Here is a 16850-nt window from a genome sequence, read left to right as displayed (position 1 = left end):
CTTTAATTCATTAATTCACTGTCAGAATAAGAGCTTAAGTCCTTACTACAAGTCGATCGAAGTTTAGCTTTCCACAAAAATACTGGTATTGGTTAAGGCTAAACCTGTATTCAAGGTAGCGATTTGTACCGACGGAGTTATACCTGTACCATCTTGATCAAATAATAAAGCCCCCGTGGAACTGTTATACATAAATCTTTGATTGGCATTGGTGCCACTGCTACCGAGACGGAATTGAGCCGTAGTAAGGTTGGCATTTGCCCTTAAACCACCACCAAATCCAGAGGCGGAAACCACTATTTTATCCCTTTTGGCTACGTTAAAATCAGTGATTCTGTCAATACCCTCATCCGCATATTTAAACACAAATCGATCGACTCCTGCACCGCCGGTTAAAGTATCTGCACCTTTATCACCAATTAAGGTATCGTTACCATAGCCGCCAAGTAGTATATCTTTACCTACATCACCATCAAGAATGTCATTTCCCGTGCTACCTAAGATAAAATCATTTTCACTACCTGCTAAAATAGTGTCATTACCGTCATCTCCTTGAATATAATCATCATCTTCACCACCTAAAATAGAATCATCTCCAGTAATACCGTACATTTCATCATTACCTGTGCCACCTAAGAGAGTGTCATCTCCATCATCTCCAAGGATGTAGTCATTATCTTCATTTCCTTCGAGCCGATCATTTCCTAAGCCGCCAAAAAGTCGATCGTTATTAATACCACTTCGTATGGTGTCATTATCATCTCCACCTAAGATAGAATCGTCTCCTGCACCACCATTAAGGTTATCATTACCGTCATCACCGAAAAGAGTATCATTACCGTCATTACCATTGAGGATATTTCCACCACTGTTACCAGTAATACGATTACCGAGAACACTTCCGATACCTGTAAGGTTACTTGTACCACTGAGGATGAGATTTTCTACATTACCTGTTAAAGTATAAGTAATACTAGAGATAACTCGATCGATACCTTGGTTGAAACTTTCGATAACTCGGTCCCCCGTATTGTCCACAAAGTAGGTATCATTACCATTACCCCCTACCATACTATCAGCACCCGTGCCTCCTTCAATACGATCGTTACCTGCACCACCTCGCACAGTGTCATTTCCTCCTAACCCTTGTAAGGTATCGTTACCATTACCCCCCACAAGATTGTTATTGTTCGCATCTCCTACCACTAATAAATTAGTACTTATATTATTATTAATGATTGTATCTAAACCTTGACTATCTGCGATCGTGGTATTACCTAGATTGACAAAGAAAGTCTCATTCGGTTCTACTGTTGTATCCCCATTAATGACGATCGAAATTGTTTTAGTAGTTTCATTCGTGGCAAAACTTAAACTACCTGTTTTGGCTACATAATAACTTCCTGATCTAGCTATGCCGTTAACGATGGCATAATTAACCGTAATAGGTTGCAGTGCCTTACTGATGCAAGTAAGGGTAAAGACTTCATTTTTCGTACCGCTATTGCCTTCGGTGATAGTGAGATCATTTATCACTAGGGTAGGTAAAGATTGACTTAATTGAGTCATGAGTGATTGATTAGAGTACATCAAAATTTATTGTTACAACCCTAACACTTTTTTTAGAAATTTGATAACCTTTGCAGTTCAGATCACGAAATTGTAATCATTTTGGCTCTACGGAGTTTGTTATGAAAATGTATTAAAACTTACAAAACTTCAAAAACAACACAATCTTTATTATTTACTTAGCAGTGCAGAATTGGGAGAACCATCTTGGGATGAATTAAAGTTTAACAATCACGAAGTGGCACTATAAACGATCGTAATTTTATAATTGCACAATTCTATTTAGTAGGCATCTGTAAAGTTCAAATTAATAAAAGTTAATGAAAAAATAAAGTAATGGAGTTATTATCAAAGTTATCTAGCTGAAAAAAATCTGTGTGTTTTTTTTAATACGAATTAACTCAATCAATTAACAAAAAATGTCTAAAGGAAAAATAGGTGTACTTATAGAGGAACATTTTGACGCAACAGAATTTAAGCGTTTTAATGAGTTTTTCCCTGAAAATGGTTACGAAGTAGAATATATCTCACATTTATGGGGTAATAAAGAACTTAAATTTGGTTCTAATCCTGAGAATGATATTATCGAATTTCATGCTACCGTGACGACTGAAGTAAATGATGTTAAACCTTCCGATTATAAAGGAATAATTGCCATTGGAGCTTATGCAATGGATAGGTTACGCTATCAGGTAACAGTAAAAAAAGGTGAAAAAAATAAAGCCCCTGCTGTTGAATTTTTGCGTAAAGCAGTAGCAGAAGATAATGTAAAGTTAGGTACTATTTGTCATAGTCTTTGGCTATTTTGTGCAGATCCAGATTTACTCAAAAACAAAAAAGTTACTTGTGCTCATAACATTATCTGTGATGTAGAAAACGCTGGAGCTGATGTAGTTTATGACAATGATGTGACCGCAGATTTAGTTATCGATGGAAACTTGATTACAGGAAAACATCCAGGAGTTGTTGATTTATTCCTCGATGCTTTTTTGGCAGAAATAGAAAAGTAATTAGTTGAACTTTAGACTTAATTAGTGGCTTTGCATGGTTTGCTGAATAATTATTGTCAAAACAAAAAAAAGTTTATCACCACAACATATTAAACACAAAAAATGACTATTTCAATTGATTTTCCCTTTTCTGATCTTATCGCTGGTTATGTCACCAGTTATGATCAGTCTCAAGATATTTTCAGTATTAAAACTTCTGATGGAAGAGAATTTAAGATCAAAATAAGTGCGATGGCTTACGCCAAAATTATTCAAAATTTTGATGAAGGTTATCCCGATGCGACAGGTAATATGCGATCGATGTTAGAAGTCGGACGCTTTTTGTTTGTTTACGGAGTTTTCTATCCTGATAGTGAATACTTTGATGCCAAACAAATTATCTTTGCTGGAGCGAAAAAACACGATTTCGTTTTTGAGAAACAAAACTGGTGGATTAATCAGATTAACGCTTTAGGCAAGTTTTATATTAAAGCACAATTCGGTGATGGAGAATTTGACTACCGCAAGTATCGTACTAATCTTTCTATCAGTGGTATTCAATCTGAGACAAGTTTTCGTCAGGAAACCGATACTATTTCTCGTTTAGTTTATGGTTTCGCTACTGCTTTTTTAATGACAGGAAATGACAGTTTTCTGAAAGCGGCCGAAAATGGGACAGAATATTTGCGCGAACACATGAGATTTGAGGATCTCGATGAGGGGATCGTTTACTGGTATCATGGAATTGATGTAAATGGCGATCGAGAAGAAAAAATATTTGCCTCAGAATTTGGTGATGATTACGACGCAATTCCAGCCTATGAACAAATTTACGCCTTAGCAGGTCCTATTCAAACCTACCGTTGTACTGGTGATCCTCGCATTATGGCGGACACGGAAAAAACTATCAAACTATTTAATGAGTTTTTCTTAGATAAAGGAGAACATGGTAGTTATTTCTCTCACCTTGACCCCATCATGTTAGATCCTCTCAGTGACACTTTAGGACGCAATAAAGGTCGTAAAAACTGGAATTCCGTAGGGGATCACGCTCCTGCTTATCTGATTAATCTGTGGTTAGCTACGGGCAAACAGGAATATGCCGATATGTTGGAGGATACTTTTGATACGATCGCCAAGCATTTTCCTGATTTTGACAATAGTCCCTTTGTCCAAGAAAAATTCTATCAAGATTGGACTCCCGATCGAACTTGGGGATGGCAACAAAATCGAGGCGTAGTTGGTCATAACTACAAAATTGCTTGGAATTTGATGCGGATGCACAGTCTCAAACCTAAAACAGAATATGAAGAATTGGCGAAAAAAATCGCTAACTTGATGAATGAACACGGAAGCGATCGTCAAAGAGGTGGCTGTTATGATGTAGTGGAACGTATTGTCCCAGAAGGGGAAAAATATCATCGTTATGTATGGCACGATCGCAAACCTTGGTGGCAACAAGAACAAATGATTCTTGCTTACTTCATTTTATCTGGGGTATTAAATGATCAAGAATATCACCGTTTAGCCAGAGAATCGGCGGCATTCTACAACGCATGGTTCTTAGATTTAGAAGACGGAGGCATTTATTTTAACGTTTTAGCCAATGGTATTCCCTTCTTAGCAGGGGGTAACGAACGGGGTAAAGGTAGTCACTCCATGAGTGGTTATCATTCCTTTGAATTGTGTTATTTAGCGGCAGTTTACACCAATTTGCTCGTCACTAAACAACCGATGGATTTTTACTTTAAACCTATTCCAGGGGGTTTTGCCGACGATATTTTACGGGTTTCTCCTGATATTTTACCTCCGGGTAGTATCAAAATTAGCAAAGTAGAAATCGATGGCGAACCTTATCATAGTTTTGATGCAGACGCTTTAACGGTGCAATTACCAAAAACTGACACCAGAGTTAAAGTAAAAGTTACGATCGTTCCTGCATAAAAAATGGACAATTGACAATTGACAATTGACAATTAAAAAATTACAAAGAAACATGGAAATCAATATAAGTGCCATCGACAATGTGCAAATTGTTACTATTGATGGAGAAATAGATTCTTCTGTTGCCTCCCAAGTGACAGAAACTATTATTCCGTTAGTGACAGAAGAAGCAAAAATTATCATTGATATGACGCAAGTTGCCTATATGTCCAGTGCCGGATTAAGGACTTTGTTATCAATGCACCGTCAAGCAACAGCAAAAGAAGCACATCTAATTTTAGTGGGATTGTCAGAAGAGATAAAAGATACTATGTCAGTAACAGGATTTTTAAACTTTTTCACAGTCTGTACCTCTGTTGAAGAAGCAAAAAAACAGTTATAGCGATGGTAAGTTGGGTTGAGTTACAAAACCTAACGTTGATCTCCTGTTCAAATTACATTAATGATATTGGGTTGACTGTTGTTTCACCTTAGTTCTTAGTTACGATAAAAAGATCGGTAGCAAAAAATGCAAAGAATTGATATTCTTCCAACTCACACTTACGGTAATTTCAAATTAAGACGAGGAAATCCTTATCCTTTTGGAACAACTTTTGTTCCGGGAGGGGTTAATTTTTCTATTTTTTCTAGTTATGCCACATCTTGTATTTTAGTATTGTTTCATAAACACGACCCCGAACCTTTTGGGGAAATTCCTTTTCCTGATGAATTTCGTATTGGTAACGTTTATTCAATGGTTGTCTTCGGTTTAGACTATGAAAATCTTGAATATGGCTATCGTATGGATGGCCCTAATAATTTTCAAGAAGGTCATTGGTTCGATCGAAGTAAAATTTTACTAGACCCCTATGCCAAAATTATTGGCGGTAGAGATGTATGGGGTGTTACTCCTGACTGGGATGATATTTATCACCATCGTGCTAGACTGGCTTTTGACGATTTCGATTGGGAAGACGATCGACCTTTAGAAATTCCTCCAGAGGATCAAATTATCTATGAAATGCACGTGCGCAGTTTTACCAATCATGAGTCGTCAGGCATTAAACAAACCCATAGGGGAACATTTGCGGGGATTCGAGATAAAATTCCCTACTTGAAAGAGTTAGGGGTAAATGCGATCGAACTCATGCCCATTTTTGAATTTGATGAATTTGAAAACAGTCGCCCGAATCCTCAAACGGGAGAAACCTTATATAACTATTGGGGTTATAGTACGGTGGGCTTTTTTGCCCCGAAAGCAGGTTATGCCGCAACGGGTAAATTTGGAATGCAAGTCGATGAATTAAAAGCTCTTGTCAAAGAATTACATAAAAACGAGATAGAGATCATTCTGGATGTAGTTTTTAATCATACCGCCGAAGGTAACGAAAAAGGCCCCATCATTTCTTTTCGGGGTATTGATAATAAAACCTATTATATGCTGACTCCAGAAGGCTATTACTATAACTTCAGTGGTTGCGGTAATACCCTTAATTGCAATAATCCGATCGTGCGAGGAATCGTCCTTGATTGTCTTCGTTATTGGGCTTCAGAATATCATATTGACGGCTTTAGATTTGACTTAGCCTCTATTTTAGGACGAGATCCTTGGGGAGCCCCCCTAGCAAATCCTCCTTTACTCGAAACCCTTGCTTTTGACCCTATTTTGGCAAAATGTAAGCTCATTGCAGAAGCATGGGACGCTGGTGGACTCTATCAAGTTGGATCATTTCCAGCCTATGGGCGTTGGGGTGAATGGAACGGAAAATATCGGGATGGGGTTCGTAAATTTATCAAAGGAGATAGCACTGTGGGGGATATAGCCCAAAGATTACAAGGATCTCCTGATTTATATGCCCCTGCTGGTAGAGTTCCGGCTACTTCTATCAACTTTATCACTGCCCATGATGGTTTTACCCTAATGGATATGGTTTCTTATAATGAGAAACATAACGAAGCCAATGGGGAAAATAATAACGATGGTAGCAATGATAATGATAGTTGGAACTGCGGTTGGGAAGGAGAAACCGATGATCCGGGTATAAATGCTTTACGTCACCGTCAAATAAAGAATGCGATCGCTATTCTTATGGTATCTCAAGGAGTACCAATGATGCTCATGGGTGATGAAATGGGACGCACAAAATATGGTAACAATAACACCTATTGCCACGATAACGATCTCAACTGGTTAAATTGGAATTTATTGAAGAAAAATAATGATTTGTTCCAATTTACCAAAAATTGTATCGCCTTTCGTAAAGCTCATCCTGTACTAAGAAATACTCAGCACTTCCAAAACCGAGATTATGTTGGTAGTGGTTATGCTGACATCACTTGGCACGGCACAAAGGCTTGGAGTGCAGATTGGTCGCCTCTTAGTAAGACGATCGCATTTATGCTTTGTGGCAAACACGCTAAAGGCGGTACAGTAGAAGATAATTATATTTATGTCGCCATGAATGTCTATTGGGAAGCCACTTGGTTTGAGTTGCCAAATCTTCCACCTTCCTTAAAATGGCATATTTTTGCTAATACGGGAGTACCATCTCCTGAAGATAGTCATACAGTGGGAAATGAACCATTACTAGATAATCAATCTGGGTTATTATTAGGCGATCGATCTATGGTTATCCTAGTAGGAAAATAACAATTAACAATAAACAAAATAAACAATTAACTTTACACCATAAAAAGGAGTGAAAAAATGGCTTTAGATATTAATTTAGTAATAGAAGATGATGTTGCAAAAATTACTTTAGCAGGAGAACTAGACGGTAGTAATGCCGCCGATTTTAAGGCAAAAATTGAAGAAGCCGCCGCCGCTAGTGTAACTAAAGTAGTTTTGTTTATGGCAGACTTAGAGTTTATGGCTAGTGCTGGTTTGAGAGTTTTAGTGTTTTCTAAACAGAAAATGGGGGCAAATGTTGATGTTTACGTTATTGGCGCTCAGGAAATGATTTTAGATACGATCGAAAAAACAGGGCTTAATCACACTTTAATTATTCAAGACAAATATTAAGATTAAGCTATTAGAGATTAGTAATTAGCAATTAGTTATCAGGTATTGTGAAGTTAAATTGCTGGCTAACATTAGTAATTGATTACTTATTCTTTAATGGAAAAAAGGCTAAAAGCTAACAGCTAAAAACTAACACCTAACAGCTAAAAGCTAATCCCTTTAATTAAAAATATCTAAAATTCTCACAAATGATTTAGGAATACGATAGAAAGATCAAGAAGATAGTTAGACAAATAATTAATGTCTCTTGTTGTCGTGTCATAATAGTTATATAAAGTTCATTATAAAAAATATAATTATTATGGCAACTATTACTGGTACAAACAGAATCATATTGCTTCCGAACTTATATTACACCGAAAGATTAATCGGAACAACAAGTAATGATATTCTTTCTGGTTTAAGAGGTGATGATCTCATGGATGGGGGAAACGGTGATGACTCCCTCTATGGTGGTCAACTTAATTCAAGTTATCTTGATGGTCGTGATACTATTGTTGGTGGTGCTGGAAACGATTATGTTGATGGTGGGAATGAAGACGAAATTAATCCCTATTTGGATTTGAATGGAGATCCTACCACTACGAATACAGGTATTTTAAATCCCAATTTCGGAGGAGATTCTTTAGACGGTGGTATTGGAAATGACAAAATTTTTGGTCGTGCAGGTCATGATTATCTTAATGGAGGAAAAGGTATTTCTTCGGGTAACGATTACTTAGATGGCGGTACAGGAGATGATACAGTAGTTGGAGATCATGGTTCAGATATTTTAGTTGGTGGAGAAGGAGATGATCTTCTTGCCGGAGGTGTTGGAGGAGTTGCAGGAGATAGTAGTCTTGATTGGTTTGTTTGGACGAATCCTAATGAAATCGGCGATCGAGTTCAAGATTTTACTAAAGGTTTAGATAAAGTTGTTCTAAACGCTAGTACTTTTGGTTTAAATATAACAGGAACAGCTATTACATCAAAACCTCTTTCTTATTCTTTGGCAACCCAATCAGGACTATTTGCAAATACAACTCCATTTCACAGATTAGATAGTTCTGAGTATGAAAAAATAATTGTTGGAAGTGGTGGTTTTCCCGATTTATCTTCAGCTTTAGCTAGTGCCACTGACGACATCGTTGGTATTATTCCTAACGGCATTACCAGTGATGTTCAACCTGCTTCCCTTTACTATAATAACGGCGGAAACTATGAATTAATTGCTACTTTTACTAATGGAGTAACTCCCACTCAAACCAGTACTACCTTATTTGATATTTTAGTGTATTAAATTTAGATTTCCAATTGTTAATTGTTAATTGTCCATTGTTGAACTATTTACCCATTCCTAATTGTTGGGCTTTTTGATAGACTTTCCCTTCAGTTAATAAAGAAGGTGCAATGACGACTTCTACTTCCTGCATTTCTTTAATATTTTTAGCTCCAAGAGTACCCATACTTGTTTTTAATGCTCCTAATAGGTTATGAGTACCATCATCAAGTTTTGCTGGCCCTCTTAAAATTTCGGAGATCGTACCTGTAGTGCCAACATTAATCCTAGTACCACGAGGCAGAACAGGGCTAGGAGTTGCCATACCCCAATGAAAACCTCTACCGGGAGCTTCTGCACTACGAGCGATAGGTGAACCAATCATAACGGCATCAGCACCACAAGCGATACATTTACAAATATCACCCCCCGTAATAATACCACCATCAGCAATGATGGGAATATATTTACCGGTTTCTTTGTGGAAATCATCCCTAGCAGCGGAGCAATCAGCTACTGCAGTGGCTTGAGGTACACCCACTCCTAAAACACCTCTAGAAGTACAGGCTGCACCGGGTCCAATCCCAACTAAAATACCGGCTGCACCTGCTTTGAGTAAATTTAAAGTTACATCATAGGTTACACAATTGCCAAGAATTACTGGCATAGGCATTTCGGCACAAAAACGAGCTAAATCAAGAGGCGTAACTGACTCAGGAGATAAATGAGCAGTAGAAACAACAGTGGCTTGAATAAATACTAAATCCGCTCCCGCTTCCGCTACCACTGCACCAAATTGACTGGCACCAGCCGGAGTTAAACTTACCGCCGCAATTCCTCCTAGTTGTTTGATTTGGATAATTCTTTGTTTAATTAGCTCAGGTTTAATGGGTTCGCTGTATAATTCTTGCATTAACCCGACAAATTCTGATTTTCCAACGGAGGCAATGCGATCTAAAATGGGATTGGGATCTTCGTAACGGGTTTGGATGCCTTCTAAGTTTAGTACTCCCAATGATCCTAATTCTGACAGCAGTACAGCCATTTTGACATCAACTACTCCATCCATGGCACTGGCAATAATAGGGATTTCTCTTTCAATACCGCCAAGATTGACACGGGTATCCGCTAAAATAGGATCTAGTGTACAATTTCCCGGGGCTAAGGCTATTTCATCTATACCGTAGGCTCTACGGGCTTGTTTTCCACGACCGATTACAATACTCACTTTATTCTTTCTACTATAAGTTATTTGCTTAGATTATCAAATTTTCATCGATCGTGGCAATTTGAGCAATATTTTAGAGGGAATTTTTTTAAAGATTTAGAGATTTGGTTAAGATATAATCGAAGCTCAGTTACTTTGAAGTAGGCAAGAATAGTTTATGTTAGGTAAATTTCAAAAAAGTGAATTAAGAATTGAAGTAAAAGTCGAAGAAACAGTTTTTCGAGATTGTTTATTGGATATTAGTAAGTTAAAACAATGGTTTTTTCCTCTTAAATTTAAGAAAAATTCTATTAATAAATTATCTGAGGGGGATACTTTTAGTTTTTATTTAGGATTAATAGAAATTAAAAATAAAGTAGATTTTATTGATAATAATTGTATAAGATTAATTTTAAGTGGTGGTATTGATGGCTATCAAGAATGGTGTTGGGGAGATGGTTGGATTCAATCTCGTTTAGAAGGAATTTCACTGCTTCCTCTTAATTTGGGACAAACGGTTAACTTATTGCGTTTAAAATCTTTTGCTAGTAACTTAAAAGTTAAAAATTAACTTAATAATAAATCTATAGTAATCCTATATGAGTCGTGACAAATAATTATGTTTAATTAGCTATCAGAAATTAGTTATCTATCAGCTATTTTGAAGTTAAATTTCTAGCCAACATTACTTAGTAATTGATTACTTATTCTTTAATGGAAAAAAGCTAAAAGCTAACAGCTAAAAACTAACAGCTAAAATTTAAGTGTTATAAATTAACAGTTTTAATTTAACCTAATATCTAACATCTAATACCTACTCCTTTAATGGTGAAACAAAATCAACCAGAATTATCTCTATTAATACCTTGTTATAATGAAGCGGAAAATTTAGAGCGACTTTTTTCTAGTTTACAATTAGTATTAAAATCTCTTGAGTTAGATTATGAAATAGTTTGTATTAATGATGGAAGTAAAGACAACACCCTTAAATTTTTAATTGATTATCATTACCTAGATAACCGGATTAAGGTTATTAATTTATCTCGTAATTTTGGCAAAGAAATCGCTATGAGTGCTGGGTTGGATTATACCACAGGAAAAGCGGTTATTCCGATCGATGCAGATTTACAAGATCCACCAGAATTAATTATTGATTTAATAACAAAATGGAGAGAAGGTTATGATATGGTTTATGCTGTGAGAAAATCTCGTCAGGGAGAGTCATGGTTAAAGAAAAAAACGGCGGATTATTTTTATAGTTTTATCGGAAAAATTAGTACTATTCCTATACCTGCTAATACGGGAGATTATCGTTTATTAGATGAAAAAGTTGTGAAGGCTTTAAGACAATTACCTGAAAAAAATCGCTTTATGAAAGGTTTATTCTCGTGGGTAGGTTATCGGCAAACTGCGATATATTTTGAAAGACTGCCACGATACGGAGGAAAAAGCAGTTTTAATTACTGGAAATTGTGGAATTTTGCTTTAGATGGTATCACTTCTTTTAGTTCGATTCCTCTCAAAGTATGGAGTTATTTTGGTTTATTTATTTCTGTAATTTCCCTCTTTTATGGTTTATTTCTCATGCTTAAAACTTTGATTTTTGGTATTGATTTACCGGGTTATGCTTCTACTATTGTGGCTATTTTATTTTTAGGTGGAATTCAATTAATTACTTTAGGAGTTATTGGTGAATATATTGCTCGAATTTATGAGGAAGTAAAAGGCAGACCATTATATCTTATCCGAGAAACTTATGGTTTTGACGATCGATAATTGTCTGTTGGATTAATAAAAAATCCTTGAATCAAATGTAAAAAATTAATAAAAAAAATAAAGTTTATTAACATTTCAAAAACAAAACTTTACACTAAAGTTAATATTTAAGATATATAAATATAATCTACCTAGTAAAGCTCAAAATAAGTTACTCTAACAATAAAGATAATTTCATTAAAACTTTGATTAATTGATATTTTGTGATGTAAAAAAACTAATTAATTAGAGAATTAAACTTAGATTAGGAGTAGCAATTATGACTCAAAATAGCGGTGAATCGATTAGAAATATAGCGATCGTAGGGCCTTATTCTAGTGGAAAAACTACCTTATTAGAAAGTTTATTATTCGTTTCAGGGGCTATTAATCGCAAGGGAAATGTTAATGATGGAAATAGTGTAGGGGATTTTTCTACAGAATCAAAAAATCATAAAATGACGATCGAGATAGCTTCTGCTTATACTGAATATGAAGGGATTAATTTTACTTTTCTTGATTGTCCGGGATCGGTGGAATTTATGCAAGAAACCTATAATGTTTTAGTGGGTGCAGGAGCCGCTATTATCGTTTGTGAACCTTCTGTCAGTAAAGTTTTAACCCTTGCACCTTTGTTCAAATTCCTCGATGATTGGCAGATACCGCATTTAGTTTATATCAATAAAATGGATCGATCGCAAGATTCTTTTATGGATGTTTTAAAAGCAATCAAAGATGTTTCCAGTCGTCCTCTTGTACCCCAACAATACCCAATTAAACAAGATCAAGACATTATCGGTTACATTGATTTAATCACAGAACAAGCCTACCACTATCATCAAGGTAGCGAGGCAGATTTAGTGTCATTTCCTGAACATCTCAAAGAAGTGGAAACCGAAGCAAGACAAGAGATGCTAGAGACTTTAGCGGATTTTGATGATCATTTATTGGAAGAATTAATCGAGGAAATTGAGCCTTCTCAGGAAGAAATTCTTAAGGATTTAAAAATGGAATTGGGTGCAGATTTAATTGTACCTGTATTTTTTGGTATTGCTCAAGAAGATTATGGAGTACGCCCTTTACTCGATTGTCTCATGAAAGAAGCTCCCGAACCTAGTATTACGGCTCAAAGACGAGGACTCAATACCCCAAATCAAGAACCGGCGATCGCTCAGGTTTTAAAAACCTACTATAATGCCCAAGGTGGAAGGTTGTCTTTAGTCAGAGTTTGGCAAGGTAAATTAACCGATGGTATGACTCTTAATGGTGTGAGAGTGGGGGGAATGTATCGTTTAATGGGTAGTCAACAAAAATCCTTAAATTATGCGCAAGTCGGTGAAATTGTGGCATTAGGACGACTAGAAGGTATTAAAACTGGAGAAACTCTGACGGATTCTAATAAAACTATTAAATCTCTTCCTCAAGCTCAAATTTTTGAACCTGTTTATGGGAAAGCTGTCGTCGCTGAAAACCGCCGAGATGAAGTTAAAATCTCAGGTGCGATCGCCAAAATCCTAGAAGAAGATCCTTCGTTAAAATGGGAACAAGATGAAAGTACTCATGAAGTTGTATTGTGGGGACAAGGAGAAATTCATTTACAAGTGACTTTAGAAAGACTGAAAAATAAATATAACTTATCTCTGGTTACTCAAAATCCGAAAATTCCCTATAAAGAGACGATTCGTAAGGGAACAAAAATTCATGGACGTTATAAGCATCAAAGCGGTGGTCATGGAGCATTTGGGGATGTATATTTAGATATTAAACCTTTATCTCGGGGAGAAGGTTTCCAATTTCATCAAACTATTGTTGGTGGTGTTGTGCCAAAGCAATATATTCCGGGAGTGGAAACAGGAGTTAGAGAATATTTACAGACAGGTCCTTTAGGTTATCCTGTAGTTGATATTGATGTTACCCTTATTGATGGATCTTATCACTCGGTGGACAGTTCAGAACAAGCCTTTAAACAAGCGGCACGAATTGCTATGACAGATGGAATGGTGGAATGTGATCCCATTTTACTTGAACCCATCTTACAAGTTGATATTTCCGTACCTTCTGAATTTACATCTAAAGTACTACAGTTGATTACTACCCATCGAGGACAAATTTTAGGTTATAATGCGATCGCAGATTGGAAAAACTGGGATCAAGTTAATGGTTATTTACCCCAAGCCGAAATGCAAGATTTTATTATAGAATTACGATCGCTTAGTTTAGGAGTAGGCTTTTTTAATTGGAAATATGACCATTTAGATCAAGTACCTGATAAAGTGACTTTAAAAGTTTTAGCTACAGCATAAGTAATTAATTGGTGATGAGGGAATGGGGTGATAGGGTGATTTTGTGTTTAAACCCTCACAATTTCCTTATTTTGAAAAGATTTAAGGGAGGCTTGAGCTACTTTCAGACTATAAGCACTATCTGTATTATTTATATAAAGGGGTTTTCCCGTTAGTAAATGTTCTAATACTAATGTGGTATCTTGAGTAAATAATCCTCGACGACTGGCGACTTCTATGGCGATTTCTTCGTCTCCTCTTTTTATCTTACCTTTTTCTCCATCAAATATTAGTGTACCTCGATCGCCGTAAATTTCTAAAGTTCGATCGTTGCTTTGAAATTGATTACCCTTGCCATAATTGAGACAAACCATCATGTTATTTTTAAATTGTAATTGGGCTTGACACCAACAGGCGGAAAAATAACCACTTTCCATTGCATCCCAAAAACGAGCAAAACAACTAACAGAATCCACCTCTCCGAATAAATCTGTAAAGCGATTGATGCGAGATACTGCGGCTATAAAGGGAAAACCGTATAAATCATAGTTATAAGTCCAATGAGGTGTAACTTTTGCTTTTGCCAATATAGTACTATATCGAGCTAAAAAAGGAGTTCCTATTTCGGGTAAATATTTTTTGATGGCTTGATGTACTCCGCCTAAAATCTCAATGTGTTCGATGTGGAGTAATTTTTGTTTTTGTCGTGCTAAATTAATTAAATCTTCACTTTCTAAGGGGTTGAGAGTTAAAGGATACTCTACTATAACGTGTTTATTGCTTAATAATGCCCCCCGCACGATCGAGCCATGATCACGATTTACATTACAAATACAAATCAAATCTAAAGAGGGATCATTAACTAAATCTTCCCAATTTGTCACGGCTGTAATATGATAGGTTTGACAAAAATCTTCAGTATTTTCTAAACTATTACCTACTACCGCTACTAATTCGGAAAAAGGCGAATCTTGAAAAGCCTCAGCCCTCCTTTTGGCGGCGTATCCTGTACCGACTAATCCAACTTTGATAATTTTTCCTTCTAAACCGTAGTCAACCATTTACTTAAAATATTCTGAAAATTTGCACCAAATCATAACATACTGTTAATGGTACATTTATGCAATAGATTATTTATTAAACTTTTCAGTAAAGGATTTTATTTTATTTACTATTTTAATAATAGTTTCTTCCAACCATAAAATAATTCGATCGAGCTTTTCTAAAATAATTTCTAAAAAGTGTTTTTCGTATTTAATCTCAATAACTTTTGCTTCAATTTCATCCTCAATAATAACTTGTTTATTGACTAAATTATTTGTTTTTTCTTCCTTTTTTTTGTCTATTTTATTACTTATTTTTTTATCTAAAACCAAATTTTCTTGAGGTTCAATAGAGGTAGTAATTTCTACATTATTGATAAGAGTTTCTGAGGATTCGATCGAAATGTCAATACCGCTATCAAGTAATAAAAAATTATCAAGAGTTTCGGTTTCATCAATAGGAGGATTAATATATAAATCTTCCCATAATAACCAAGGATCAACTATTTCATCATTGATTAAGATAATCTCTGTTTCGGAAAAACTAGGTAAAAAACTTTTTTTATTATTATTAGATATTTTTTTTGAAGAGTTTTTTTGACTTAAGAAATAGTTAATAGCCGCCCAAATTAAAATTTGTATTTGAAATGGATCTTCTGGATTATTTAATTTATTATTAAGATTATTTTTTGCTATATTAAATTGATTTAAACCTTGATTAATTAGTTGTTCAGTTGTTTCTTGAATTTGGGGAATAATATTCTCTGCTCTTGCTTGGGATTTGCCTATAATTGTATTAATATAATTTTCTGAAAATGGTAAATTAGATGAAGTATTCTCATTTAAAGGTAAATTTTCTATACTATTGTTATTGTTACTCAACTGATTATTTTTTGATTTGAAGAAATACTCGATCGCAGCTTTTATTAATAGTAATAATGATAATTTTTCTTTATTTTCTTCTGTAAGTTGTTCATCTTTTTTTTGTATAATAGCTTCTTTTTGTCTAACAATTAAACTTTCTAAAGTAGCTAAAATATTGTCTAGAAAAAGAATAATTGAGTTATTTTTATAATAAAAACTAGTATCATAATCATTATTATTTAATGCTATACCTGATGATTCAAGATTATTAAGATCTTGAGAAATTTTTGTCTCAACTTTTGATTTACCTAAAAGATTAAACCAAGAAAAAATTTTAGTAAAAATATTAGATTGAGAAGAAAGATTTAAAACTTTTTGAGCAATAAATTCCTCTGTTAAATTATTAATGAGTAAATTTAGCTCTGATTGTTGCTTAATGGGTATAATGTCTTTAAATTTATTATTTTCTAAAACAAAAATTATCTTTTTATCTTTTAATCTACTAGCTAAACCTTGAAATTTTTTAGGAGGCAAGGAAGGCAATTGAGCATGAGAATTGATAGCCTGATTTACTATCAAAATTAAATCACTATTATCTGTTAAATTATTTGAGTTTTCTGTGGGAGGTAAAGAAGCAGAATTGCGAGATGGAGAAGTAAAACTGTTGGTGATTTTTTTTGTCGTTTCCCACAACCAAAATAACGGTAAAATAAGAGTCTGTAAACTTCCTTGTACCACATACCCTAATTCACGGATCTTAAGATTAACTTTACTATTAAACTTGATATAATGACGGTTAACAAAATTAAATAATCTACTTTTATAGGGTTTTGTTGATGATGGGGGTAAAGACATAGGAAAATATAATTGATAATGGATAATCGATCGTTCACGATTCATTATTAACTATTAACTATTAACTATTCATTGTTCCTTGTC

Annotated in this window: 13 protein-coding genes; 9 read left to right on the top strand and 4 right to left on the bottom strand. The window is 35.0% G+C overall.

Translation table 11 applies throughout. The features are described 5' to 3' along the window. Positions 1-63: 63 nt before the first annotated feature. Positions 64-1569, bottom strand: coding sequence for a calcium-binding protein (locus tag GM3709_RS13220; protein WP_158506736.1), 1506 nt, complete (start codon positions 1567-1569; stop codon positions 64-66). A 419-nt stretch (positions 1570-1988) separates the two neighbouring features. Between GM3709_RS13220 and GM3709_RS13215 the strand changes: the two genes are divergently transcribed. The 6 genes from GM3709_RS13215 (at position 1989) to GM3709_RS13190 (ending at position 8782) form a co-directional block, all read left to right on the top strand. Then, complete coding sequence (locus GM3709_RS13215) at positions 1989-2579, top strand: DJ-1/PfpI family protein (RefSeq protein WP_066120075.1); 591 nt, start codon at positions 1989-1991, stop codon at positions 2577-2579. 102 nt (positions 2580-2681) lie between these two features. Next, positions 2682-4502 carry an AGE family epimerase/isomerase gene (locus tag GM3709_RS13210; RefSeq protein ID WP_066120072.1) on the top strand — a complete coding sequence of 607 codons (1821 nt, stop codon included), beginning with the start codon at positions 2682-2684 and terminating at the stop codon, positions 4500-4502. 52 nt (positions 4503-4554) lie between these two features. Then, on the top strand, positions 4555-4884 hold the full coding sequence (locus GM3709_RS13205; protein WP_066120069.1) for an STAS domain-containing protein: 330 nt from the start codon (positions 4555-4557) through the stop codon (positions 4882-4884). Between the two features lie 126 nt (positions 4885-5010). Next, positions 5011-7131: a glycogen debranching protein GlgX gene (gene glgX, locus GM3709_RS13200; RefSeq protein WP_066120066.1), complete on the top strand. Its 2121-nt coding sequence runs from the start codon at positions 5011-5013 to the stop codon at positions 7129-7131. 57 nt (positions 7132-7188) lie between these two features. After that, the gene (locus tag GM3709_RS13195; protein ID WP_066120063.1) at positions 7189-7503 is read left to right on the top strand and encodes an anti-sigma factor antagonist; all 315 of its coding nucleotides are present in this window, start codon (positions 7189-7191) and stop codon (positions 7501-7503) included. Between the two features lie 301 nt (positions 7504-7804). After that, on the top strand, positions 7805-8782 hold the full coding sequence (locus GM3709_RS13190; RefSeq protein WP_066120060.1) for a calcium-binding protein: 978 nt from the start codon (positions 7805-7807) through the stop codon (positions 8780-8782). Positions 8783-8825: 43 nt separating this feature from the next. Here GM3709_RS13190 and GM3709_RS13185 read toward each other — a convergent pair whose 3' ends face one another. Beyond that, positions 8826-9989 (bottom strand): GuaB3 family IMP dehydrogenase-related protein, encoded by a 1164-nt coding sequence (locus GM3709_RS13185; RefSeq protein WP_066120058.1) that lies wholly within the window; start codon positions 9987-9989, stop codon positions 8826-8828. Positions 9990-10146: 157 nt separating this feature from the next. On the opposite strand from GM3709_RS13185, the gene GM3709_RS13180 reads away from it, so the two are divergent. The 3 genes from GM3709_RS13180 to GM3709_RS13170 all read left to right on the top strand — a co-directional run bounded on the left by GM3709_RS13180 (position 10147) and on the right by GM3709_RS13170 (position 14025). After that, on the top strand, positions 10147-10539 hold the full coding sequence (locus GM3709_RS13180) for a hypothetical protein (RefSeq protein ID WP_066120055.1): 393 nt from the start codon (positions 10147-10149) through the stop codon (positions 10537-10539). Between the two features lie 254 nt (positions 10540-10793). Beyond that, entirely contained in the window at positions 10794-11744 is a 951-nt protein-coding gene (locus tag GM3709_RS13175) for a glycosyltransferase family 2 protein (protein WP_066120053.1), read from the top strand. Between the two features lie 259 nt (positions 11745-12003). Then, a complete protein-coding gene (locus GM3709_RS13170; RefSeq protein ID WP_066120051.1) occupies positions 12004-14025 on the top strand; it encodes an elongation factor G in 2022 nt (673 codons plus the stop codon). 47 nt (positions 14026-14072) lie between these two features. Here GM3709_RS13170 and GM3709_RS13165 read toward each other — a convergent pair whose 3' ends face one another. Both GM3709_RS13165 and GM3709_RS13160 read right to left on the bottom strand, forming a co-directional pair. Then, positions 14073-15065: a Gfo/Idh/MocA family protein gene (locus tag GM3709_RS13165; RefSeq protein ID WP_066120048.1), complete on the bottom strand. Its 993-nt coding sequence runs from the start codon at positions 15063-15065 to the stop codon at positions 14073-14075. Positions 15066-15134: 69 nt separating this feature from the next. Continuing rightward, entirely contained in the window at positions 15135-16811 is a 1677-nt protein-coding gene (locus GM3709_RS13160) for a hypothetical protein (protein ID WP_066120045.1), read from the bottom strand. Positions 16812-16850 lie beyond the last annotated feature (39 nt).

The organism is Geminocystis sp. NIES-3709 (assembly GCF_001548115.1).
Lineage (GTDB): Bacteria > Cyanobacteriota > Cyanobacteriia > Cyanobacteriales > Cyanobacteriaceae > Geminocystis.
The sequence above is the reverse complement of the archived record's forward strand: the minus strand, read 5'-3'. Positions and strand labels throughout refer to the sequence as shown.